General features: G+C 38.4%; 21 protein-coding genes and 4 pseudogenes. 4 read left to right on the top strand and 21 right to left on the bottom strand.

Going from position 1 to position 25,287, the window contains the following annotated elements:
- Positions 1-39 precede the first annotated feature (39 nt).
- The 16 genes and pseudogenes from AACL31_RS18740 to yceD form a co-directional block, all read right to left on the bottom strand.
- Entirely contained in the window at positions 40-900 is an 861-nt protein-coding gene (locus AACL31_RS18740) for a phosphotransferase (protein WP_310512598.1), read from the bottom strand.
- Complete coding sequence (gene lpoB / locus AACL31_RS18735) at positions 893-1,468, bottom strand: penicillin-binding protein activator LpoB (protein ID WP_310512599.1); 576 nt, start codon at positions 1,466-1,468, stop codon at positions 893-895. The genes AACL31_RS18740 and lpoB overlap by 8 nt, the downstream gene beginning before the upstream one ends.
- A gap of 152 nt (positions 1,469-1,620) precedes the next feature.
- Complete coding sequence (hinT, locus tag AACL31_RS18730) at positions 1,621-1,983, bottom strand: purine nucleoside phosphoramidase (protein WP_310512600.1); 363 nt, start codon at positions 1,981-1,983, stop codon at positions 1,621-1,623.
- A 38-nt stretch (positions 1,984-2,021) separates the two neighbouring features.
- Positions 2,022-2,807, bottom strand: a complete 786-nt coding sequence (locus AACL31_RS18725) for a metal-dependent hydrolase (RefSeq protein ID WP_310512601.1) — start codon at positions 2,805-2,807, stop codon at positions 2,022-2,024.
- Positions 2,808-2,818: 11 nt separating this feature from the next.
- Positions 2,819-3,808 (bottom strand): DNA polymerase III subunit delta', encoded by a 990-nt coding sequence (gene holB, locus AACL31_RS18720; protein WP_310512602.1) that lies wholly within the window; start codon positions 3,806-3,808, stop codon positions 2,819-2,821.
- Between the two features lies 1 nt (position 3,809).
- The gene (tmk, locus tag AACL31_RS18715) at positions 3,810-4,445 is read right to left on the bottom strand and encodes a dTMP kinase (RefSeq protein WP_032114615.1); all 636 of its coding nucleotides are present in this window, start codon (positions 4,443-4,445) and stop codon (positions 3,810-3,812) included.
- Positions 4,442-5,467: an endolytic transglycosylase MltG gene (gene mltG, locus AACL31_RS18710; protein WP_310512603.1), complete on the bottom strand. Its 1,026-nt coding sequence runs from the start codon at positions 5,465-5,467 to the stop codon at positions 4,442-4,444. The genes tmk and mltG overlap by 4 nt, the downstream gene beginning before the upstream one ends.
- Before the next feature lie 57 nt (positions 5,468-5,524).
- On the bottom strand, positions 5,525-6,361 hold the full coding sequence (gene pabC / locus AACL31_RS18705) for an aminodeoxychorismate lyase (RefSeq protein WP_310512604.1): 837 nt from the start codon (positions 6,359-6,361) through the stop codon (positions 5,525-5,527).
- A gap of 129 nt (positions 6,362-6,490) precedes the next feature.
- Positions 6,491-7,758, bottom strand: a pseudogene (gene fabF / locus AACL31_RS18700) (beta-ketoacyl-ACP synthase II).
- 101 nt (positions 7,759-7,859) lie between these two features.
- The gene (acpP, locus tag AACL31_RS18695) at positions 7,860-8,123 is read right to left on the bottom strand and encodes an acyl carrier protein (RefSeq protein WP_310509338.1); all 264 of its coding nucleotides are present in this window, start codon (positions 8,121-8,123) and stop codon (positions 7,860-7,862) included.
- Positions 8,124-8,272: 149 nt separating this feature from the next.
- A complete protein-coding gene (fabG, locus tag AACL31_RS18690) occupies positions 8,273-9,007 on the bottom strand; it encodes a 3-oxoacyl-ACP reductase FabG (RefSeq protein ID WP_310512605.1) in 735 nt (244 codons plus the stop codon).
- 7 nt (positions 9,008-9,014) lie between these two features.
- Positions 9,015-9,947: an ACP S-malonyltransferase gene (gene fabD, locus AACL31_RS18685; protein WP_310512606.1), complete on the bottom strand. Its 933-nt coding sequence runs from the start codon at positions 9,945-9,947 to the stop codon at positions 9,015-9,017.
- Between the two features lie 19 nt (positions 9,948-9,966).
- Positions 9,967-10,920: a beta-ketoacyl-ACP synthase III gene (locus AACL31_RS18680; RefSeq protein ID WP_310512607.1), complete on the bottom strand. Its 954-nt coding sequence runs from the start codon at positions 10,918-10,920 to the stop codon at positions 9,967-9,969.
- A 6-nt stretch (positions 10,921-10,926) separates the two neighbouring features.
- On the bottom strand, positions 10,927-11,964 hold the full coding sequence (gene plsX, locus AACL31_RS18675; protein ID WP_310512608.1) for a phosphate acyltransferase PlsX: 1,038 nt from the start codon (positions 11,962-11,964) through the stop codon (positions 10,927-10,929).
- A gap of 31 nt (positions 11,965-11,995) precedes the next feature.
- The gene (rpmF, locus tag AACL31_RS18670; RefSeq protein WP_026822220.1) at positions 11,996-12,166 is read right to left on the bottom strand and encodes a 50S ribosomal protein L32; all 171 of its coding nucleotides are present in this window, start codon (positions 12,164-12,166) and stop codon (positions 11,996-11,998) included.
- A 5-nt stretch (positions 12,167-12,171) separates the two neighbouring features.
- Positions 12,172-12,702, bottom strand: a complete 531-nt coding sequence (gene yceD, locus AACL31_RS18665; protein WP_310512609.1) for a 23S rRNA accumulation protein YceD — start codon at positions 12,700-12,702, stop codon at positions 12,172-12,174.
- A 142-nt stretch (positions 12,703-12,844) separates the two neighbouring features.
- Here yceD and AACL31_RS18660 point away from each other — a divergent pair, with 142 nt between their 5' ends.
- Complete coding sequence (locus AACL31_RS18660; protein WP_310512610.1) at positions 12,845-13,426, top strand: nucleoside triphosphate pyrophosphatase; 582 nt, start codon at positions 12,845-12,847, stop codon at positions 13,424-13,426.
- 71 nt (positions 13,427-13,497) lie between these two features.
- Here the strand turns inward: AACL31_RS18660 and rluC are convergent, their stop codons facing one another.
- Positions 13,498-14,445, bottom strand: coding sequence for a 23S rRNA pseudouridine(955/2504/2580) synthase RluC (gene rluC, locus AACL31_RS18655; protein ID WP_310512611.1), 948 nt, complete (start codon positions 14,443-14,445; stop codon positions 13,498-13,500).
- Between the two features lie 554 nt (positions 14,446-14,999).
- On the opposite strand from rluC, the gene rne reads away from it, so the two are divergent.
- Both rne and AACL31_RS18645 read left to right on the top strand, forming a co-directional pair.
- Positions 15,000-18,233: a ribonuclease E gene (rne, locus tag AACL31_RS18650; protein ID WP_339053505.1), complete on the top strand. Its 3,234-nt coding sequence runs from the start codon at positions 15,000-15,002 to the stop codon at positions 18,231-18,233.
- Positions 18,234-18,365: 132 nt separating this feature from the next.
- Positions 18,366-18,959, top strand: coding sequence for an NAD(P)H-binding protein (locus tag AACL31_RS18645; RefSeq protein WP_310512907.1), 594 nt, complete (start codon positions 18,366-18,368; stop codon positions 18,957-18,959).
- 96 nt (positions 18,960-19,055) lie between these two features.
- Here the strand turns inward: AACL31_RS18645 and tmaR are convergent.
- Positions 19,056-19,374 (bottom strand): annotated as a pseudogene (tmaR, locus tag AACL31_RS18640) (PTS system regulator TmaR).
- A 449-nt stretch (positions 19,375-19,823) separates the two neighbouring features.
- On the opposite strand from tmaR, the gene sbcB reads away from it, so the two are divergent.
- Complete coding sequence (gene sbcB / locus AACL31_RS18635; protein ID WP_310512908.1) at positions 19,824-21,251, top strand: exodeoxyribonuclease I; 1,428 nt, start codon at positions 19,824-19,826, stop codon at positions 21,249-21,251.
- A 107-nt stretch (positions 21,252-21,358) separates the two neighbouring features.
- Here the strand turns inward: sbcB and AACL31_RS18630 are convergent.
- From AACL31_RS18630 to AACL31_RS18620, 3 genes and pseudogenes are all read right to left on the bottom strand, one after another.
- Positions 21,359-22,738: pseudogene (locus AACL31_RS18630) on the bottom strand (APC family permease).
- Positions 22,728-22,943 carry a hypothetical protein gene (locus tag AACL31_RS18625; RefSeq protein ID WP_032114629.1) on the bottom strand — a complete coding sequence of 72 codons (216 nt, stop codon included), beginning with the start codon at positions 22,941-22,943 and terminating at the stop codon, positions 22,728-22,730. Before AACL31_RS18625 ends, AACL31_RS18630 begins: the two are co-directional and overlap by 11 nt.
- Before the next feature lie 276 nt (positions 22,944-23,219).
- Positions 23,220-25,196, bottom strand: a pseudogene (locus tag AACL31_RS18620) (ligand-gated channel protein).
- Positions 25,197-25,287 lie beyond the last annotated feature (91 nt).

Here is a 25,287-nt window from a genome sequence, read left to right as displayed (position 1 = left end):
ATTATCCTCTTAATACATTTTTTGAATTACTATTTATTATCAGATCAAACCAAACCATATTCTAATAGGCTGAGCCAGGGCTATGTATTGCGGATCTTTTGTCTGCATCCATCGGACTTCATACCACATCATTCTCATATAATTATCCCAAGGCTGCCATAACAGCACTTGCTGGTTTAATTTATAAAAATCATTATAAGCATGCAATTGCTGACAATAGTGTTGCAAAAACTGACTTTGTTCATTTTCATCCCAACTATTTGTCGCGAATAACGTTGCCAGTGCAAATGCCAAATCACAATCAGCGGCATACTCCCAATCCAAAAGTCTTAAAGTTCCGTTATCAGTTAATAAAACGTTTCCATTATGAATATCAAGATGGGCAAGTACTTTTTTACTGATTTTAGGTTGGCAGGCATGTTGAAAAAAATGATGTAAATTTAACCAATTAGCTGATAGCCTGCGCCGATCAATTTGATACCAGTAACTGGCTAAATGTTGTTTCAGATGCAGTGAATAACCAGATAATGGAGATGAATGTAATGATGCAAGTATCCGACTTAATGGTTGATATAATTCCAGTAAAGAATATGCGGTATCAATAACTGCCTTACCTTCCATCCATTCTAATAGTAACCAGTCATTATCAGCTCCCAGTACCTTCGGAGCAGCAACAAATTGAGTAAGCTGGTGTAATATTTTACGCTCTTTTTGCCGGTTAATACCTAATAAACGCTGATCTTTTCCGGCAAAACGCGCAATCAATTTAATATTGGCAGTTGCTTCAGCGTAAAAACTTCCACCGCTCGCTCCTGATAACGCCTTAATTCGCCACTTATCACTAGTTATTGCTGGATATTTTTGTAATAACAAGTTAATAAGTGTTTTCTTTTTATTCAATGCGATTTGATCCCGACCAGAGGATCTCACCCGTTTGTGCTGCCATTAGCTGCATTTCAATTTCACTTTGCTGTTGATTGCCCGAAATGACCGAATAAAGCACATAGTCAGCTTGCACATAACGCGCTAGGCCAATAGCCTTACTCCGCGTAACTAAACTGTCTTCCTGAGATAAGCCCAGTGCTTTACGTGCATTTGCCACCACATCTTGTGGAACTAATTTGAATACATTTTGGTTATTAACCGCCTCAATAATCGCATCGGTTGCTTGCATTGATTGAATTGACATATTGGTATTATTTTTTATTGAATCAATTAATAACACCTTGCCTGACTCAACCCCTTGAGCTTGTACCAATTGATGGGCTAAAGGAATCACGGCTGTTGACCAATCTACTGTTTTTACCTTTGGTAGCTGCAGTACAGTATCTGGAGACGTTGGTGTTGTTGGTTGTTCGGTAGGCTCAGTCGGTTCGATTGTAATAACAGGTGCTGGTTTTTTACTCGTTATCGATGAACAACCAACTAATATGAATGTCACAACCATAAGTTGAAAAATACATCTCATTTACTCTTCTCCTGTGTACCTTTAATTACAAGGTAAACTGAATAACAAAGCCTGCGCCAAAATACCAATTTAAATTGCTTTATAATTAAATATTAACAAAAAAATTACTTTTGTCTTTCTAATAACAAATCAACAAAATAACGGTACAAAATTTATCTATCTATCTTTTTTGTTAATAACGGCCCTAAAGGATGACCTCCCACTAAATGCATATGAATATGGAAAACTTCCTGGCCGGAATGTTGGTTACAATTCATAATTAAACGGTAACCATCATCAGCAATGTTTTCCTGCTTAGCAATCTTTGCCGCAACCGTAATCATGTGGCCTAACGTTTGTTCATGCTCAGGTTTTACATCATTGATAGTGGCGATCAAAATATTAGGAATAATTAAAATATGGACCGGAGCCTGTGGTTCAATATCCCTAAACGCCGTCACTAAATCATCTTGATAAACAATATCAGCGGGGATTTCGCGGTGAATAATTTTACTAAAAATCGTTTCTGCTGCCATAATTTCATCCTTTAAATTTTTATGAAGATGCAAGTGTCTTAATCACGTTTAATGGTTAAATGAAAAAGATCATAAAAATTTTGTGTAGTAGCTCGCGCAATTTCTTCAATATCTATACCTTTCAATTGGGCTAAAAACTGTGCTACATCTCTTACATAAGCGGGTTGATTTTCTTGGCCGCGATGGGGAACAGGCGCCAGGTAAGGAGCATCAGTTTCAATTAAAATACGATCTAAAGGCACCATACGCGCAGCCTGGCGGATCTGTTCGGCATTACGAAATGTCACTATACCGGAAAATGAGATATAAAGCCCTAAATCTAATAATGCTTTAGCCATCTGCTCATCTTCCGTGAAACAGTGTAAAACCCCACCGCAATTACCCACCTGTTCTTCTTTCAATATCGCTAATGTGTCTTGCTGGGCTGCTCGTGTATGGACAATAACAGGTTTTTTTAATTGACAACCTATACGAATATGTTGACGAAAAGATGTTTGTTGCAATTTAGCATTTTCACTTTGGTAGTGATAATCCAAACCGGTTTCACCTAACGCAACAACTTCATCGCCTGACGCTAAACGTGCCAGCTCATCAAAATCATTACCTTGATTGAGATCTAGCGGATGTATACCACAAGAAAAGGCCACATTGTTACGCTGACCAATCTGCTTTTTCATGCTAATAAAACCTGGCAGGGTTGTTGCAACAACCAAAATATATTTTACCTCATTAGCCGCTGCTTTTGCGATAACATCATCGATATCTTTATGTTTATTCTTATAATCTAAACAATCGAGATGACAGTGTGAATCCACTAAAAACATAATAAACTCTTTTAATTATGGTGATGAAGTGTGTTTTGCCAGTTGATTAACTGAGATGTCAATCGTAGTTCCTGATTCAATCCCATCACTGACATTAATTGATGGCGACAATTTTGCCATTCAGTAGCGCTCTTCAATAAGATGTCTACAGAGTTGATGCCAGCCAATTTAGTAATTAATGATGACTGATCTTGATTGACACAATAATTACCTGCTTGCTGTTGATATTTTACTGCATCCAACAATAGGCTTATCAGCCAGCTGATCCGACAGGCAGCGTCTGGCTGATCCAATTCAGGCAACCAGTTTAAAAGTGTCTTTGTTGATAAATGCTGCATTAATGATTGGCAAAATTGCTTTCTTTTCAACCAATTATCCGGTTGTAACAGTGTTAAAGCGGCAAGAGGCGCACCTGCATTCAGTTTTATTGCCGTTTCAATATCAACTTGCGCTAACGATATTTTTTGTTTTTGTAACCATGAAATCGCGGTTTTACACTCAGGTACTGAAAGGTAATAATAAAAACATCGACTACGTAACGTGGCTAGCAATGAAGCTGGATCTCGACACTCTAAAAAAAAATAGGTATTGTCCGTCGGCTCTTCTAAAGTTTTCAATAATGCGTTGCTAGCCGCTTCTGTTAGTGCTTCCAACGCAGGAAACCAAATAACTTTCGCACCACCTTGCTGTGCATGGCTAACTAAAAAGTCAGTTAAACAACGAATACTTTCAATACCTATCGTATTTTTACCTTTGTCAGCGGTAATTTTATGCCAGTCAGGATGTGTCCCTGCTAACATCAGTTGACAGCTATGACAGCTACCACAGCTTTTCATGCCCACTGGTTGTTGGCACATCAGCCAGCGGCTAATAGCATAAATGAGTGAATCACTTCCCATTCCAGCATTAGCATGTAATAGCAATGCATGATGTCCTTGCTTCTTCTGATGAAAAGCAATTATCTGTCTATATGCATGATTTAACCATGGATACCAGTTCATTCTACTTGCCTTGCGCTACCAACCAATTCGATAATGTCTGGCGAATGGTTTTTTGCACCTCTTCTAGTGATTTGTTAGCATCAATTGTGATAATTGTGTCATCTTCCGCAGCTAATTCAAGATAGCGCTGACGGGTTCGTTCAAAAAAGTCCAATGACTCTTTTTCTATCCGATCTAGTTCACCACGATCCCGCGCTCGCTGCAAGCCAAGAGTGGGTTCTATATCAAGATATAGTGTTAGATCAGGTCGAAAATCATCCAATATCGTATTGCGCAATACTTGCATCAATTCGGCAGAAAGCCCACGTCCTCCACCTTGATATGCTTGTGATGAGAGATCATGGCGATCACCAATCACCCACCTTCCCTTTGCAAGAGCAGGCTTGATAACATTTTCAATTAATTGAATACGCGCGGCATAAAGCATTAGTAACTCCGCTTTATCAGTGACTTTTTCCTCGGCAATACCATGTTTAATTAATTGTCGCAATTTTTCTGCTAACGGCGTTCCTCCCGGCTCACGGGTAAAATCAATCTCAGTTATTCCTACCTTAGCGAGAGTTTCTACAACTGTTTTTATCGCGGTAGTTTTTCCTGCACCTTCGAGCCCTTCAATAACTATATAACGACTTTTCATTCATTTTTATCTTTTGTATGACGATAATGTTTAACGGCCTGATTATGATCATTAATATTGGTAGTAAAAGTATGCCCACCATTACCTGTGGCAACAAAATAAAAATAATCGGTTTCATCAGGATGAGCCGCTGCTTTAATTGAAGCTCTACCTGGCATAGCAATTGGCGAAGGAGGCAACCCAACAATCAAATAAGTGTTATAAGGACTCGGCTTATCTAAGTCACTACGATAAAGCACCCCACGATATTTATCGCCTAAACCATATATAACAGTAGGATCCGTTTGCAACCGCATTTTTTTCTTTAATCGATTAATAAATACCGATGCCACTTTAGTTCTCTCTATATCAATGCCGGTTTCTTTTTCAATAATTGAAGCCATAATTAACATTTGATATGGCGTTTTATATGGCAAATTTGACGGTCGTCCCTGCCATTCATATTCAACAGCCGTTAACATTCTCTGATGCGCACGCTTTAATATATCAATATCATTCATTTCTGCGGTGTAATAGTAAGTATCTGGATAAAACCATCCCTCTAGTGATTGACCTGGCGGTAACCCTAATTGCTGCGCTAGTTTATCAGCAGACTGATTTTCAATAGTCTGTTTTAAATAAGGCGCTTGATGTAATGCTTTTTTCCAGTCTTCAAAACGAGAGCCTTCAATAAACAGCAAGCTAAATTGCGCTTCTTTACCAGCATAAAACATTGCTAACATTGCCCGCAAAGACATGCCAGGATTTAATCGATAGGTTCCCGCTTTAAATTGCGCCAATTGTGGTTCTAATCTTAGTAACCATTGAAAATTATTCGCCGAATTTATTATTTTCTGCTCTGCTAACAATGATTCTAATCCTGCTCGCCCTGTACCTGCTGGCAAAGTAAAAATAGTTGTTTCATGAATATTAATCGCTGTATCAGCGTAATTTTGTATCTGACGGTAAAATGTATAAAGAATACAGCCACTCAATATTAATAAAAAAATAATCAACCACAATATTCTTCTTGCATACTTCATTTAACATTCATTTCCTAATATTACACTATAAAAGTTAATCTAATATTAATCACAAAATTAAGTTAACCTCAAACAATATGGCATAAGAAAATTGAATAATTCACGAGAATAATAGTTCCATACGGGTTGCTTAGGCTGCGTTATAATACGCTTAACCGATAATATGGGCATTAAAGCATTAGTAATGATTACCTCATCGCTCTGTGCCAATATATTAGGATAGTCGCTGATATAGAAAAGTTCATAATCAGTATCAGATAAACTCGCAATAACCTGTTTGCGCATTACACCTTCAACACCAGCGTGATTTAAATTGGGCGTGTAAATTTGTTTTCCTTTCCGTAAAAAAATATTTGCTGCGCAACATCCAATCAATATGCCATTAGTATCCGTCACAATAGCTTCATCAACATTTAATAATTCAATTTGCTGTTTTATTAATATTTGTTCTAATCGATTTAAATGTTTAATGCCGGCCAAATAACAGTTACTATTTACGGGTATTTTACTCAATGCTAAATTAATACCTGTTTGCTGTTGATTTAAATAAATAGCTGGATAATCAGTTAACGAAATAATGACTGTTGCTTTGTTGAGGCCTGCTATGCTATATCCTCGCCCACCTTCACCACGACTAATGATAACTTTAATCACCGCTAAATCCTTTTTATTCAATAGCGCTATTTTATTTATATCAGCAGCCAATTTTTGCCAATCTGGTGTAGGTAAAAGTAGTTGTGTAACCCCTTTTTGTAATCGATAAATGTGGTGTGACAATAAGGCTGGTTGATGTCCAACCACGCGAATTGTTGTAAAACAGCCATCACCAAATTGAACAGCTCTATCCATTACCGAAATATTATTTTGCTGTTCACCATTAATCCAACATATCATTGCGTTAACTTCTTAATCAAACTGAATACCTGCTACTTATCGCTACAGTTTATTTGAAATCCATCATTTATATCAATAAAAAAGCCTCAACTTAAGTTAGATTGAGGCCTCTTTATAAGAAAATATCAATTAATTGACTTTACGAAAAATAATTGAACCATTTGTGCCGCCAAAACCAAAAGAATTGCATAATGCATACTGCATATCTTCAACTTTACGTTTCTTATCCGGTATAAAATCTAGCCGTCCTGTCTTCACTAATTCGTCTAATTCACTATCGAGATTTTCAAGGTTAATTGTTGGAGGAATAAGTTGATCTCTTAACGACAGAATCGTAAAAATAGATTCAATTGCACCTGCTGCACCTAATAAATGACCGATCATCGATTTAGTCGAGCTAACCAATATTTTACTCTGCTCTGGGTAAATTGATGCAACTGCTCGCGCTTCAGCAATATCTCCTGCCGGTGTTGATGTACCATGAGCATTAATGTAACCTATTTTTTCTGCGTTTATACCTGCATCCTGTAACGCATTTGTCATGGCCAGTGCCGCACCTTCACCATTCTCTGGTGGTGACGTCATATGATAGGCATCACTACTCATACCAAAACCCGCAAATTCAGCATAGATTTTGGCGCCTCGAGCTTTAGCATGCTCATACTCTTCCAGCACCAAAATACCCGCTCCATCGCCTAATACAAAACCATCTCGTTCCTGATCCCAAGGTCGGCTTGCTCGCTCAGGTTCGTCATTACGTCTTGATAAGGCTTTGAGAGAGCCAAATCCAGCAATACCTAAGGATGTACTTGCTTTTTCTGCGCCACCCGCCAGCATGATATCCGCGTCACCATAAGCAATAATCCGCGCTGCATGACCAATGTTATGCACCCCAGAAGTACAAGCGGTAGCAATAGAGATAGTTGGCCCCTCAAAGCCATAAATAATACTTAAGTGTCCAGCAACCATATTGATAATAGTTGAAGGAACAAAAAAAGGACTTACTTTACGAGGGCCATTAGTCAGTAAAACATCACAGTTTTCCTGGATTAGTCCTAATCCGCCAATACCAGAACCAATTGCTGCGCCAATGCGATGCGCATTTTTTTTTCTGTGATTTCTATACCTGCATCTTCGATAGCTTGTTTACCAGCAGCAAGCCCATATTGAATAAAAAGATCCATCTTGCGCGCATCTTTAGCCGAAATACCATAATCGTCATGATTAAAATTTTTAACTAGACCGGCGAACTTGGTTGTATGGTTTTCAGTGTTAAAATGCTCGATAAGGCTGATGCCACTCTGTCCGGCACATACAGCATTCCAAGATGACTCAACTGTGTTGCCGACAGGAGATAACATGCCGAGGCCAGTCACAACTACTCGACGTTTAGACACGTATATCCTCCAGGAAAAGGAATAAGTTTCGGTGAAAATATAGGCGGTCGATCGACCGCCTAAATATGTGCATAAAAGCTCTCTATAATTAAATTTACGGCTTATGAGCTATGGCTATTAATATAATCAATAGCTGCTTGCACTGTCGTGATTTTTTCCGCTTCTTCATCAGGAATTTCGGTATCAAACTCTTCTTCTAATGCCATGACTAGTTCAACAGTGTCAAGAGAATCCGCACCTAAATCCTCAACAAATGAAGAATTATTTGCAACTTCATCTTCTTTAACACCTAACTGTTCAGCAATTATTTTTTTAACACGGCTTTCAATACTGTTGTTGGCAACATCTTGGTCTTTAGTGCTCATACTATTTAAATTCCTATTAAAACTCGCTTTCACGATGGTTTTCGTAGTTTAGATACAGGAAAGGCACAACCCAATCCTGGCTATTCGAACCTGATTTCGCATTATTATATGCTATTTTAGCATTAACCATGCAAATGATTCATTGGTTTTTAAATCATACACATGCCACCATTGACATGTAATGTTTCACCCGTAATGTAAGCTGCTTCATCAGAAGCTAAAAATGCTACAGCACTGGCAATTTCTTTTGCATCACCGAGCCGCCCTACAGGAACATTAGCTAAAATGCCTGCTTGCTGTTCATCTGTCAATGCTCGAGTCATATCGGTTTCTATGAAACCAGGTGAAACAACATTCACCGTAATACCGCGGGTAGCTACTTCACGTGCTAATGATTTACTAAAAGCGATAACACCTGCTTTAGCCGCTGCATAATTTGCCTGTCCAATATTACCCAATGTGCCAATTACTGAGCCGACAGAGATAATGCGACCATAACGTTTTTTCATCATTGAACGCATTATAGCTTTGGATAGACTAAAGATCGAAGTTAAGTTTGTATCAATAACTCTGTCCCACTCTTCTTTTTTCATTCGCAGCAATAGATTATCACTGGTAATACCTGCATTATTAACTAAAATATCAATTTCACCAAATTCTGCACGAATTTTAGATAGAGTACTATCAATAGATTCAGTGTTTGTCACATTCAAGACATAACCTTTACCTTTATCACCAAGATAGCTACTAATCGCCTCGGCACCTTCTTTGCTTGTAGCAGTACCAATTACTTTCGCACCACGTTCAGCCAGTAGTTCAGCTATTGATCGCCCGATACCACGACTTGCCCCAGTTACCAAGGCTATTTTTCCATCAAAATTCATGTTTTCCTCAATTATTTATCAACGCAGCGTTTAATGATGCCGTATCATTAATCGCTACCGAATTAATCGTACTCACAATGCGCTTAGTTAAACCAGTCAATACTTTACCTGGCCCTATTTCTAATAGTTGCACGATCTCTTGCTCAGCCATGAATTCGATGGTTTCAACCCAGCGTACAGGATTATACAGCTGCCTGACTAAAGCCTGTCGAATACCCTCTACCGAATTTTCGATTTTAACATCGACATTATTTACAACAGCGATATTAGGCTTATTAAATACAACTTCTTCTAATGCTTGCGCTAATTTTTTTGCAGCAGGCTGCATCAATGCACAATGTGAAGGTACACTGACAGCCAACGGTAAAGTACGTTTTGCACCAGCAGCTTTACATAAGGCTGCCGCTCTCTCAACAGCACTTTTTTCACCGGCAATAACAACCTGACCTGGCGAATTAAAATTAACTGCAGAAACCACTTGGCCTTGTTCAGCTTGCTGACACGATGCTAATACTGATTCATTATCCAAACCAATAATTGCATACATAGCCCCCATCCCTGCCGGCACAGACTCTTGCATCAATTGCCCGCGTAGTTCTACCAATTTGACAGCGGATTTAAAATCGATGACATCGGCGCAGACCAATGCAGAATATTCACCTAAACTATGGCCTGCCATTAGTGTAGGCATTTTGCCTTTTTTTTCCTGCCATACTCGAAAAATTGCCACAGATGCGGATAAAAGTGCTGGCTGTGTTTTCCAAGTTTTATTTAATTCTTCTTCTGAGCCACTTTGGACCAAATCCCAAAAATCATATCCTAAGACATTAGAAGACTCAGCAAACGTTTCCTCTACTACTGCAAACTCTTTTGCTAGATCAGCTAACATGCCAAGAGATTGAGAACCTTGGCCAGGAAAGATCATTGCAAAATTAGACATTTTTATTTTCCTGTATAATTTAAAAATGGATCAGCGCTGAGCCCCAAGTAAAACCGCCACCAAATGCTTCAAGCAATACCATTTGCCCTCGCTGTATGCGGCCATCTCTGACTGCTTCATCAAACGCTGTCGGTACTGATGCTGCTGAAGTATTACCGTGTCTATCCAGCGTAATAACGACTTTATCCATTGGCATAGCCAGCTTTTTTGCTGTTGCTTGAATAATCCGTAAATTAGCTTGATGCGGGACTAACCAATCCAATTTTGATTTATCTAGTGCATTTTTTTCTAATGTTTCACCCACAACATTAGCTAACTCACTCACCGCGATCTTAAAAACCTCATTACCCGCCATTGTGACATAAGTTGGCTCTGAGCATTTACTATGCTCTTGATGGCGTAAAGTTAATAAATCACCATAATTACCATCGGCATGTAAATGGGTCGACAAAATTCCTGGCTCTGGTGAACCGCCGACAACGATTGCACCTGCTGCATCACCAAATAAAATAAGTGTACTACGATCATTCGGATCTAATACTCTTGATAATACATCAGAACCAATAACTAATGCCTTCTTCGCCATCCCTGTTCTAATGAACTGATCGCTAATACTCAGTGCATAAGTGAAGCCAGCACATGCAGCAGCAACATCAAATGCGGCACAGTTTTTAATGCCTAATATTTGTTGGATTTGACATGCCGCACTTGGAAAAGCATGGGTCGAAGAAGTCGTTGCTACAATGATTAAATCAATCTCATTAGCTGCGATGCCAGCCATTTCTAACGCTTTTTGCGCAGCATTAGCACCCATTGTAGATACATTATCTTCTTCTGTTGCGATGCGGCGTTCTTTAATTCCTGTTCGGGTAGTTATCCATTCATCAGAAGTATCTACCATTTTTTCTAAATCAGCATTCGTACGAATCTGTACAGGCAAATAACTGCCAGTACCTAAGATTTTTGTATACATTTTGCTTTAATCACTCTTGGGTAGTAAGGTATTCAAGCGAGTCGCAATTCTATCAGGAATTTGCTTTTCTACCGCCTGAATCGCCTGTTCAATTGCAGCTTTAAATGCTTTTTGGTTTGCCGCTCCATGACTTTTAATTACAATGCCGTGTAATCCTAAAAGTGAAGCACCATTATATTGATCAGGATCCAGGTACCCAAAACGTTTTGAGATACGTTTCTGTAACCACGGTTTAATCAACTTCATCAGCCACGATGAGATCTTATTTTCTGTAGTTGAAGATTTTACTAAAGATAAAATAACTCGTATCACACCTTCCATTGTTTTCAACGTTACATTACCTGCGAAGCCGTCACAAACGAATACATCAGCTTTCCCCGTCAATAACTCATTACCTTCTAGATAACCAATATAATTAATAGAAGGTGTTGCTTTTAATATTGAGGCGGCTTCGCGGATATTATCTAAACCCTTATTTTCTTCTTCACCAATATTTAATAATGCTACGCGTGAATTGCTTATATTAGCAACCTCTTCAGCCATTACTGCTCCCATCACGGCAAATTGTACTAACATTTGACTATCGCAGTTAACATTAGCGCCTAAATCAAGTACAACGGTTTTACCATGTTCTTGATTTGGCAAAATCGTTGTCAACGCTGGCCTTTCAATACCATTTATTGTCTTCAATATGAGTTTTGCTAACCCCATAAGTACACCAGTATTTCCAGCACTAATACACGCTTGCGCCTGACCAGACTTCACTAATTCTAAAGCAATCCGCATTGACGAGCCTTTACTTTGCCTGATTGCTTGTAATGGCTTAATATCATTAGCAATAGCATATTCAGCAGGAATAATTTGCAAACGCTCACGCAGCTCAGCACGCTGATCTGCAAGCAATGGGTTTAAAATTTCGGGAATACCAACCAGTAATAATCTTAACTGTGGGTTAGAAACGAGTGCCTGCAATGCAGCAGGCACAATAATGCGAGGACCATTATCCCCACACATCGCATCTAATGCTAAGGTTAAATTAGCCAAGGCATTAATCGTTTAATAATTAACACAACAACTATTTATTAATAACCTTGCGACCACGGTAATAGCCATCAGCAGTCACATGATGACGCAAATGGGTTTCACCAGAAGTTTTATCTACCGACACTTCGGCAGTTGTCAATGCATCATGTGAGCGACGCATACCACGTTTAGAACGAGTGGGTTTATTTTGTTGTACGGCCATTGACCTTAATCCTTAAGTACTTTTTTTAAACTAGCTAATACGGCAAAGGGATTTGGCTTTTCTGCCTCATTAGGCAACTCACCAAAAACCATATCCGCGTCGGACACTTCACAGCGTTCAGAGTTATGAACCGGGATCACCGGCAAAGAGAGGATTATTTCATCTTCAATCATTGCTAGCAAATCTATTTCACCAAATTGATCAATAATGATTGGCTCATACTCTTCAGGTAATAACTCAATCCTCTCATCATCAATGACAGGACTAAAACAATAAGTTACATGAACATGGTGGTTAAAATTTTTACCACAACGTTCACATTTTAACGTGACATCAACATCAGAATCGCCTTTTATGACAACTAAATGTTGATTATCTATTGCAAACGATAGCTCACTAGTTACATCGGTATCTATACTTACTACTGATTCTTCGACACGCAAAACCTGTTCAGGTGAATAATATCCTGAATAATCCAGTTTTTTTTGTGCTGCGCGATGCGCATCAATCGTTAAGGGTAATTTTACCTTTTGCATAAGGCGCGCATATTATCTTTGTAATGAGACATAGTCAAAGGAAAAGGCTGCTTTTGCTTATTTTTCCACCAAATATTCGCTATTTAAGCTCTATTTAGTTTAAAATGTCTCACCTCATTTGGCTATGGATTTTAGATATTTTATGAAATCAATTGTATTGGCGTCAATGTCATCTTCACGTTATCATCTACTACAAAAGTTAGACTTACCTTTTATTGCGGATGCGCCTAATATAGATGAAACCCCATTAATCAATGAATCGGCAACTTTTCTCGTCACTCGCTTAGCCATTGAAAAAGCAAAATCATTAGTAACTAAATATCCTACACATTTAATAATAGGTGCAGATCAAGTCTGTATCCTGGAAAATCAAATAATAGGAAAACCACTAACTCATAGCAAAGCAGCCAAGCAACTGAAGCAAGCCTCCGGCAAAAAAATTATCTTTTATACCGGACTCTGTTTATTTGATAGTGAAAGCAGAAAATACAATGCTAGATGTAAACTTTTCACTGTTTATTTTCGCCATTTAACAGATACACAAATTGAAAACTATCTTACAAAAGAACAGCCTTATCAATGCGCAGGGGCTTTTATGTCAGAAGGATTAGGCATCACATTATTTGAAAAACTCGTTGGACGGGATCCTAATACTTTAATCGGTTTACCTTTAATTAGTTTAATCAATATGTTACGTGCTCACGGCATCAACCCTCTCAATTAACTATCTTACAGCATACAAAAAGCAAACCAGTTTATAATGCAAGCTGGTTTACTAATTTGATTAGCGATGCATTATTGCTTACGTAATATTGCCAAACAGTTTTTAAGTTGTTGATCTAAAGGGGCATTGAAAGTTAATTTTTCCCCACTGGCCGGATGGATAAACATTAATGAGCTAGCATGTAAAAAAAGTCGTTTCAAACCGGTAATCGTTAACTGTTGATCAAAATCGCGATCACCATAACGGTTATCAAATGCTATAGGATGCTTTGCATATTGTGCATGTACTCTGATCTGATGTGTTCGCCCTGTTATTGGACTGGCATTGACTAACGTAGCATTAGAAAAACGCTCTTCAATTTTAAAATGGGTTTCTGAATGTTTACCATCAGCGCTGACTTTTACTATCCGTTCGCCACTTTGTAAAATATTTTTTAATAAAGGTGCCTGAACAACTTTAATATGCGACGGCCATTGCCCTTTCACTAACGCAACATACTGTTTTTGCATTTGTTTCAGACGTAACTGTTGGTGTAATAGCCTAAGAGCCGAACGTTTTTTCGCTATCAGTAAAACACCCGATGTTTCGCGATCTAACCTATGGACAAGTTCCAAAAAACGTGCTTCAGGACGTAATGCGCGTAAAGCTTCAATAACACCAAAATTCACCCCACTGCCACCATGAACAGCCATACCGGAAGGTTTATTCAAAACCAGCAGATGCTCATCTTCGTAAAGTATATAATCAGTGAGTGCAGCTACCTTATCCAATTTAGCCGAAATAACATTCTGTTGCTTTTCTGCCAGCCGAACGGGTGGGATCCTGATTAAATCGCCTGCTTGAATTTTATATTCAGGTTTGATTCTACCGCTATTTATTCTTACTTCACCCTTGCGAATAATTCGGTAAATCATACTCTTAGGAACACCTTTTAAACGTGTCAATAAAAAATTATCAATACGTTGACCTGCTTCATCATTATCGATAGTAACAAATTGGACCTGATTCTGTATTTTCATTATCTAATTATAACATTTTGTTAACATTTGAACTTGTTAAATATTGCGACCGAATATTATGATACCTTGTTTTAGCCTTTTTTCTTAAACTTTGTCAATTCCGTTGTCAAATGCATTTTTTTCACATTTTTCCCTATAAAAACGTAATAAACAGCAAAAGTTATCTTGATATCTACCCATAAGCAATGGAATAATGGACAGTTGCCATAATGTTTATTAAAACAAGCGTTGGCGTAATTTGAGATCGATCTATTTTGATAACACATAAACGCAGCAATGGTGTAAGACGGTGTGTAAAATCAAAAATAAATTATTGAATTGTGAACAAAGGTTTACTGGATTAGCTAAACTGTACATTGAACGGATAAATTCAGCAACAGTACTAATTTAAGAATGCAGCATTTTATTTAAACGTAGCTTCACCGAAAAATTGCGTTTCAATACAACCGACAACCGCGAGGTTGACGATTTTGTAAAAGTCACGAAACCATCGGTCAACAGTAACCATTTTTAGTCGCAACTTTTTTGACTTAGTAGAATAATGAGTATTTATAATGAAAAGAATGTTAATTAACGCAACTCAACAAGAAGAGTTGCGCGTTGCTCTTGTTGATGGGCAACGTCTTTATGACCTAGATATTGAAAATCCCGGACACGAACAAAAAAAAGCAAATATTTACAAAGGCAAAATTACCCGTATAGAACCTAGTCTAGAAGCAGCATTTGTTGACTATGGCTCAGAAAGACACGGCTTTCTCCCGATTAAAGAAATTGCTCGTGAATACTTCCCTAGCCATTATCAACCCCACGGTCGCCCAAACATAAAGGATGTTTTAAAAGAAGGCCAGGAAGTTATTATCCAAGTTGATAAAGAAGAGCGAGGAAATAAAGGGGCCGCGCTAACGACTTTTATTAGTTTAGCTGGTAGCTATCTTGTTTTAATGCCAAATAACCCTCGCGCAGGTGGAATATCACGACGTATTGAGGGTGAAGATCGCACAGAACTGAAAGAGGCATTATCCTCATTAGAAATACCCGATGGTATGGGATTAATTGTCCGTACTGCTGGTGTAGGTAAATCAGCGGAAGCGCTACAGCAAGATCTACAATATCGTCTTAAACATTGGCAAGCCATAAAAAAAGCTGCAGAAAACCGATCAGCGCCTTTCCTTATTCATCAAGAAAGTAACGTCATTGTGCGGGCGTTTCGTGATTACCTGCGCCCTGATATTGGTGAAATCCTGATTGATAATGCGAAAATTGTCGAAATGGCTCGTCATCATATTGAAGCGATTGGTCGTGGTGATTTTGCAAGTAAAATCAAATATTACAGTGGAGATGTTCCACTCTTTAGCCACTATCAAATCGAATCACAGATCGAGTCGGCTTTTCAACGTGAGGTTCGTTTACCGTCGGGTGGTGCACTGGTTATCGATACCACTGAGGCATTAACGGCTATCGATATCAATTCATCACGTTCAACCCGTGGTGGCGATATTGAAGAAACCGCATTCAACACCAATTTAGAAGCTGCTGATGAAATTGCCCGTCAATTACGGTTACGGGATTTAGGTGGACTAATTGTTATCGATTTTATTGATATGACACCCGTCCGCCATCAGCGTGAAGTTGAAAATCGTCTGCGTGAAGCCGTACGCCAAGACAGAGCACGTATCCAAATCGCTCGGATATCACGATTTGGTCTACTTGAAATGTCACGCCAACGTTTGAGTCCGTCACTTGGTGAATCCAGTCATCACGTTTGCCCTCGTTGTAGCGGCACAGGAACAATTCGTGATAATGAATCACTTTCACTCTCTATTTTACGTTTGATCGAAGAAGAAGCATTAAAAGAAAATACCCATGAAGTACATGCTATTGTACCGGTACCAATTGCTTCTTATCTATTGAATGAAAAACGCCAGTCTGTCAATGAAATTGAACGTCGGCAACACAATATACGTGTCATTATTGTTCCTAACGATCAGATGCAATCACCGCATTTTAATGTGGTCCGCATTCGTAAGGGTGAAGAAGTTTCAGCATTAAGTTACTATCTCGCTCAATATCACGAAGCTGAAACCAATAATCTAATAGATGATGCCGCCAGTGAGAAAAAGTTACCTGAACAACCGGCTATTTCTACTTTTGCTCTTCAATCTCAAGCAGATACAAAAAATGCCGGGGTTGCTAAGGGCAAATCAAGTAAACAGAGTAAATTAACCAACAAGCAAACTTCGACAAGTCTGTTTAATAGAATTACCTCATTCTTGAAAAAATTATTTACCGAATCACCGCAACCAATCGAAAAAGCAGAAAAAAAATCGAAAAGTGGTAATGATAAGCGACGTAATAGTGAGCGGCGTAATAATCGTCGGCCAACTCAACGCCGTGAACAGAATGACAATATCGATAACCGTCAAAATCGTGGACATACCGATGAGCAACAATCACGTAAAAGCCGTAATCAGAAAAGTCATTTTAATGATACTCAAGAGAGCGCAGCACGTGAAACTCAACAACAGCGTCGCGAGCAGCGAGCTGAACGTCGTCGTCAGGAAGAAAAACGCCAGCTGCAACTTGAAACTAAAACACAACCACTTGACAAGAAAGAGGCTGAAACGGAAAGAACAGTCGTTACCTCTCCTCGCCGTCAACAGCGTCAACTAGCTCAATCAATACGGGTTGCAAATAGTGCCACTGAGCAGCAAAAATTATCTATTGATAAAGAATATCAAGATATTAAGTTGCCTATTGCCAATAGCATAGAGGATAAGCCTGGTTTGTTAACTGCCGAACCGATTCTGCCTGCGGAGCAAAAAACCTATATGCCGCATGTCACCGAACAGGTTGAATCTCAAGAAGCAGCTACCAATTATGCTAATGAACGACAAGAAACGATCATTCCGCGGCGATCAAGACGATCTCCTCGCCACCTACGCGTTAGCGGACAACGCCGTCGTCGTTATCGTGATGAAAATCAAAGCAAATCATTAGTACCATTAAAAATGGCTGTTGCTTCGCCTGAATTATCTTCAGGTAAAGTCTGGATCCAATACCCGATTAAGTTAAATGAATTGAACGAAGTGTCATCAAATAGTAAAAATATGATGACATTTAATGAAAAAACAGCATCTTCTGCCAATCCAATTAACGGTAATGACATCATCGATAAAGTTGAAGCAGAAGAAAAAACAGTGCCAATTAGTGAAGCGGCTCAATCAACGATGGAAAAAAGCTTACTACCCTCAGCCGAAGTATTGCTTATTCCCATAAAGACTCAAGGTACTGAACAAAACGAAAAAGCTTGTCAACCACTTATTGAAGCGAAAGTAATGCCTGAAAACAACACTAATGTGGTTGTAGAAACGCTAGTAGATAGTGGAGCAACCGATCAGCTACAAAATGGGCAATCGGTTAATGATGAACTTTTCATAGCCAATGAGATTAAAAAGGATGAATATTCAGTCGATGAAATCAGTCAGGAAAAAACAACCGACTCATCGGATGAAAATTATAGCCATGTTCAGCCAAATATATCTTCTGTGACCGATGTCATTGCAAAAAAGGCAAGTCATCGAAAAGAAGAAACTGCTGCGATAAAATTAGTAAAAAAAATAGGCTATTCCCATGCGCCGACCACAAAAGCACCGGCGCCGGAAATTATTGAAAGCGGTTTGGAAATTAAAGCTTACGTACGACCTGCGATAGCTTTCCATGGTAAAAATGGTGCCGGTGGTCATGTTGCCACAAATATAGCCACATCCAATATGTTTAAACCCAAATAATAACCAATAAAAAATGCCCTAATTTGGGCATTTTTTTTATTCTAAATTTTAACTAAAACTTACTTATTCGCGTTTAATATCAGAGTACTTTTAGTAAAATATGTATTCTTTATTATTAAATTAGGAATAAATATGTCTCAATGGATTGTTTTTGGCGCAGGTAAAGGAATTGGTTATCATCTTGTACAATATGGTCTTCGGCAAGGTCATCAAGTCATCGCTTTTATTCGTAATGCAAAATATAAAACACGACTAACACAAATAGGCGCGCAAGTTATTGAAGGAGATGCTTGCCAATATAATGACATAAAAAATACATTAGCTGATATTTCTAATAACAGCATTATATTTAGTGCAATAGGCGGTAAGAGCGCTGATCTAACTGGTAATCTTAATATTATTAAATCGGCCGAAACGTTAAATATGCGGCGCTTATTATTGGTGACCTCTGTTGGCTGCGGTGATGATTGGAAATATCTCTCATCTAAAGCTAAGGCGCTATTTGGTATGTCAATTCGCCATAAATCAATGGTTGAGTGCTACCTAAAAACCAGTTCATTAGATTACACTATCCTTCGGCCTGGTGGACTGCTTAATTTACCTGCTACCGGCAATCACCAACGTATTCAACTCCCTCAAATAGGATTAGTTACTCGGCAAGATATTGCCATAGAGCTATCAAATATTGCTGAAAATAAGCTAACTTACAACAAACCTATACGGTAATAGATCCAAATTTGAGTTTTAATATGAAGTAACGATTAATAAAATCCCTGTAATAAAAAAGTGTTACAGGGAATTCATAAGGTTAAGCAAATTCTATTAGCCGTTAGTATCAGCCGTGGTTTTCAATTTTTGTGATAACTCCCGACGTTCTTTTGATAATTCTGCGTTCTTGATATTATAATCATCGATCCGATCTTCATAATCACTACGCATATTAGCAATTATTGCTCTGATCTCTTCAATGGTCATGCCTTCTTTAATATATTCACTTAAGTTATCCAACAGCAAAACTCGTTTCTGATTATCACGAATTTTTTTCATTATCCGCTAATTCACGTTTGATCTTATTTTTACGACGAAACATACGTACAAACTCCAGTACATTTTGGAATGACTGCTTATTTTTACTTGTCATTTCTATACCTTTCAATAAAACATATGCATTATGAATAATAAACTACACGATACGGCGATTAACTTAATGACACAAGCCAATTTCTAAGATTTTTACTCTGTTTTATTATCTTTGCACTGATAATGACGCTTTTGGTCTGTCTTTATTAATTTTGTGTTATTAATAACCTAAATTTAGTTAAACAAAAAATGATAAATAAGTGAAATTTTCAAAGTTAGCACTAATACTATGATAATTCATTGCATAATAATGATATTCAGCTTAAGTATCCATTAACGGCGTATTATTGCGATTGCGGATAATTTAAAATACAAAATTCATTTCTGCTGGACTCATCAATCAGTCATTAAAAATAAGTTAACACAGAGAGTAAAAAAACATTCATTGTCAGATTGGAATATTTTAATATTATTAAACAACATATTGCGCTACATAAAAATTGGGAAAATATTTTGGCCAATAAGCAAAAATCCTCATTTCTGTTTCACGATTATGAAACATTTGGGCAGCATCCTGCTCTCGATCGACCCGCACAATTTGCCAGCATCAGAACCGACTCAAATTTTAATATTATCGAAGAGCCACAAATTTTTTACTGTGCCCCTGCCGATGACTATCTCCCTCAACCTCAAGCCATAATGATCACGGGTATTACGCCCCAATATGCAATAGCTCATGGCATAAATGAAGCTGAATTTGCTAGACGTATTCATGGAATATTTAGCATAGCCAATAGTTGTATTGTCGGTTACAACAATATTCGATTTGATGATGAAGTGACTCGTCATATTTTCTACCGTAATTTTTATGATCCTTATGCTTATAGCTGGCAGCAAGGTAATTCACGTTGGGATTTACTTGATGTGTTACGCGCTTGCTATGCGCTACGACCTGATGGCATTAACTGGCCTAGCAATGATGAAGGACTACCTAGTTTCAAATTAGAACATCTGACCACTGCAAACGGTATTGAGCATGCAAATGCTCATGATGCAATGGCCGACGTTTTTGCTACTATCGAAATGGCAAAATTAGTTAAGCAAGCACAGCCAAGGATGTTCGATTACTTCTTTCAATTAAGAAATAAAAATGAAATTCGCCAATTGATTGATATTATTGCCATGACCCCGTTAGTGCATGTTTCCGGCATGTTGGGCGCAATACGAGCTAATACCAGTCTAATTGCACCACTAGCCTGGCATCCCGAAAACCGTAATGCCATTATTGCCTGTGATCTAGCGGCAGACATTAGCCCACTGTTAACATTAGATAGTGATACTCTAAGGCAACGTTTATACACACCCAAAGCAGAGTTAGCCGGTGAATTAGCCATTCCTATTAAACTGATACATATTAATAAATGTCCAATTCTGGCTCCGGCCAACACACTGCGGGCAGCAGATGCACAACGCATAGCACTAGATCTCGATGTCTGTCTGAATAATTTAGCCATATTGCGACAACATAGTGAAGTGCGGGATAAAGTTATTCAGCTTTTTACCGAACCGCAACCCTTTCCTGAAGCAGCTGATGTAGATACTAAGCTTTATGCCGGTTTTTTTGGTGATAATGATCGTTCAACAATGGCTATTATCCGTCAAACTTTACCGCAAAATTTACCCGCATTGGATCTCAAATTTGACGATCCGCGCATGAAGCAACTATTTTTTCGTTACCGTGCCAGGAACTATCCGGCCACACTGACAGAACAAGAACAGCTTGCCTGGTTACATCACCGACGCGATAGATTGACCAGCGAGAAAATAACCGAATATCTGCAAACTATCGAGCAATTATTTATTGAACATCAAGAAGATAAAGAGAAGTGCCTGCAACTAAAAGCACTGGTAGATTATGCCAAACAGATAGCCAGTTAATTGGGTTTCGTCATAACATACAAAAACGGGTTAGCTAATATAGCAAAAGGCCAAATAATTGGCCTTTGCTGTGGTGAAACCGTCGATAGCGCTAAAATTTGCGATCACTAAGCGTCATTCATTTGTGGTAATGGCCGACGAAAACGGCGGGTGATAATTGCCATATAAAAAATCCCAACCGCTGCCCATACCATCCCTAATAGCATGGAAGTTTTCTCTAAATTGATCCAAAGCACTGATACGGTTAAAGCGCCCATAATAGGTAGAATTAAGTAATTAAATTTATCCCGCCAAGTATGACAGCGACGCTCTCTAAAATAAAATTGCGAAATAACCGAAAGATTAACAAAGGTAAAAGCAATTAATGCACCAAAATTAATCAATGCTGTGGCAATTTCCATATCAAACCAAATTGCCGTTAACGCCAGCATGCCAACTAAAATGACATTAAAAGCTGGGGTTCGCCATATTGGATGAACATAACCAAAAAAACGCTCAGGAAACACGCCATCTCGTCCCATCACATACATGAGACGAGAAACTCCTGCATGCGCAGCCATACCTGATGCTAATACGGTTGCACAAGAGAAAACCAAAATAATAGACTGAAAAAGTACACCAGCAACATATAGCATAATTTCAGGTTGCGATTCATCAGGTTTTTTAAAATGCGAAACATCAGGAAAATACAGCTGTAAAAAATAAGAAACGCCAATAAAAATCAAACCACCAATCAAGGCCGTCAAGAAAATCGCCTTTGGTATTACTTTTCCTGCATTTGGTGTTTCTTCCGATAATGAACTGATGCCATCAAAGCCGAGAAATGAAAAACATAAAATCGTCGCCCCGGTGATCATCGGAATTAAATGCGCCTGTTCGGAGGTAAAAGGTCGCCATGACCAAATCTGACCAGAACCTTCGCCTTTAGATAATCAATGGATCAAAACAGCTAAAAAAACTAGCATAACAGCGATTTGAATAATCACAATAATGGTATTTAAGTTAGCGACTAAATTGATACCCCGTAGATTAAAAATAGTCATCAAAAAAACTAATCCGACCACAAAAATCCAAGGCGCAACAGCCGGAAAAATAGCTTCCAGATAAATTTTCGCTAACAGTATATTAATCATCGGCATGAATAAATAATCAAGCAAAGATGACCATCCCACCATGAAACCTAAATGTGGGCTCATCGATTTTTGTGCATAGGTATAGGCCGATCCCGCCGAAGGAAATCGTTTTACCAATTTACCATAACTCAATGCAGTAAAAAGAATAGCAATCAAAGCAATGATATAAGAAAAAGGAACATGCCCATCAGTTTTTAATGACACTAAACCAAAAGTGTCAAAAACCGTCATTGGCTGCAAATAAGCCAGCCCCATCATGACAACCTGGATTAAAGTTAATGTCTTAACCAGTTGCGCACGATTATTTATCTCGGTAGATTCTTTACTGAGAGCTAATTGGATATCATGAGACATGGCCAAAACCTCCTACAACTTCCGATTTCGCCTGGCTATTTTGCCTAAATCGATAGTTATAAGGAAGACTTCGCTCACGCCTATAGGCTGAGAAAAAAGAGAAATGAGAGAATAAGTTATCTTCGAAGCCGAACGCTCCGTAGTCATCAATAATACAGCAACCATGACCCATTGGCACAGGTGCAAAAATAGATAATTGCGCCATAATAGCATTCCTCACTACGGTAATCTGCTTTGGTTTGACTACACGTTTTTTCTAACAGTTGTATCAACTCCGGCCAGGTTTCAGGCCTCATATAAAATTAAATAAATCAGCTTACAAATAAAAAAATAACTGATGCAATTAATGAGCATCAGTTATTTCTGATGGCGCATTCTGCACTTCATCCTATGAAATAGCAATATTTTTTTAATTTTTAATAAAAAATTAGCTAGCTGTTACCATGAGTATAGCTAGCTAACTTTTTAACTCAAAATGATTTTAAAAGTTATAATTTAATCCTAAATTGTAACGGCGGCCATCTAATAGGGCTTTATTATCATTATCCACTAAACGCCTATCTAAAATATTATAAACCCCTGTGAATAAAGAAAGATTTTTGCTCAGCGCGTAATTTACTCCCAGATCAACAAAGGTATAAGAGGGTAATTCATTCGCCATCGATGAGCGAGAAAGATATTGATTGGTTCTACCACGGAAATTTACCCGTGTCCAAGCTTCTAATTCAGTGGTTGCCTGCCAGCTTAACGATGCATTCGCCATATGCTTAGGTGTTTGACTAAAGGCTTGGCCCTTAAAATTGCCACTTAGTTGCTCAGAATCTGAGTAGGTGTAATTGGCTGCCATTGATAGATTATCCATAATTTGCCAATCAAATGTCGCCTCAATACCACGCAAGTTTGCCTTATCGACATTATCACGTGTACTTATAAAATCATATTGACTGCCATTGGGAATAATCGCATTACTACAAGCGGCTAATTTATCGCCACATAGACGATATTCCATAATTTTATCTTTAAAATCAGTATTAAAAACTGTTACACCGATATTCAGGTCATCCTGATTATTCCATAACAAACCAATTTCCTGACCAATACTTTTTTCCGGTTTTAAATTTGGATTACCGAGAATGATCCCTTTACTTGTTTGGCCGCCAGTTATTTGTCCCCAGTTAGGCGCCACTTGGCGTAAATCAGGTGAACGATATCCGGTCGAAACGCCACCTTTAAGTATCCATTGATCATTGATATGCCAAACACCATATAAGCGAGGCGTCCAATGTGCACCAAAATTCTCATCTTTATCCATTCTAATACCAGCGGTTAAGCTGAAATCATTGGTGATCGTCCATTCATCTTCGGTAAATAATGCCCAACTCCAACGGGTTAATTTATTAACATTGGTCGCTGTCGGTAATTGGTTGTCTTGATCATGTAAATCTTCATAACGATACTGACCACCAATACTGAGCTTATGTGAATCTAAGTCAAATACTGTCTGGTTTTTAAGTAAGTTATCATTATATTTCATCTTTCTACTTGGGTTCTCTGATTCATCACGTTGAATAAATGTATCCATTGAACCCCACTGATAATTACCGTTATGCGTCAATGCATAGTTATTACGTCGATAAGTGGTATTATCATCTTCACATGACCGTTTAGTGCAAGCACGGGTTTTACCAATCGTCGAGTCACGTTGCTGTTCATCGTGCTTTAAATCCAAATCAAAATTATTCTGCTCATCGGGAGTAAATGAGAATGTTACCCCAGCATTACCCATTGACTGTTTCTTATAACCACCAACAAATTTATCTTCATTACGACGGGAATAAAGACCATTTGCTTTCATTCCCAACACACCGTCAATTAATGGGCCGGCCAGATAAAAACTACCCTGACCCGCATTACCCGAGTTACTACGTTCAGCGATAGTTGTATCCGCTCGCAAACTACCATGCCGGGTTTTACCTATTTTGCGAGTAATGATGTTGATCACGCCCCTCATGGCATCTGAGCCATAAAGTGAAGACATCGAACCACGCACAACTTCGATACGTTCAATCGCAACCAAGGGCGGCAACCAACCTTGTTCTATGCCAGAGCCATCACTATTGGGTCGGGTATTGCGTGTATCTACCCGTTTACCATCAACTAAAATCATGGTGTACTTTGCTGGCATGCCTCGAATACTTATATCAGTGCTACTTGCACCCCCTATCACATTAACACCTGGCAGATCCTTTAATGCATCGGTAACATCACGATAAGCCTTATCTTCTAATTATTTTCTTTCTATGACTGAAATAGATGCAGGCGCATCTTCAATTTTTTGCTGAAAACCAGCTGCGGTAGTGACAATAATGGTATCGCTATCTTCAGCAGCATAACCGGCAGCAGAAATAAACGTGATAATAATAATTAACGTTAATTTATTTTTATTAAAAAAATTCATTCCCTATTCTCCAAGAAATACCAGGATTATTTATTAGTCAGATAATCGACATACACTCAAATGCCAGTGAAATTAATTTCCCCTGTCTTTT

Origin of the sequence: Arsenophonus endosymbiont of Crataerina pallida (assembly GCF_964020125.1) — a bacterium.
GTDB lineage: Bacteria > Pseudomonadota > Gammaproteobacteria > Enterobacterales > Enterobacteriaceae > Arsenophonus > Arsenophonus nilaparvatae.
Note: the sequence above shows the minus strand (reverse complement) of the source record. Positions and strands in the feature narration are given on the sequence as shown.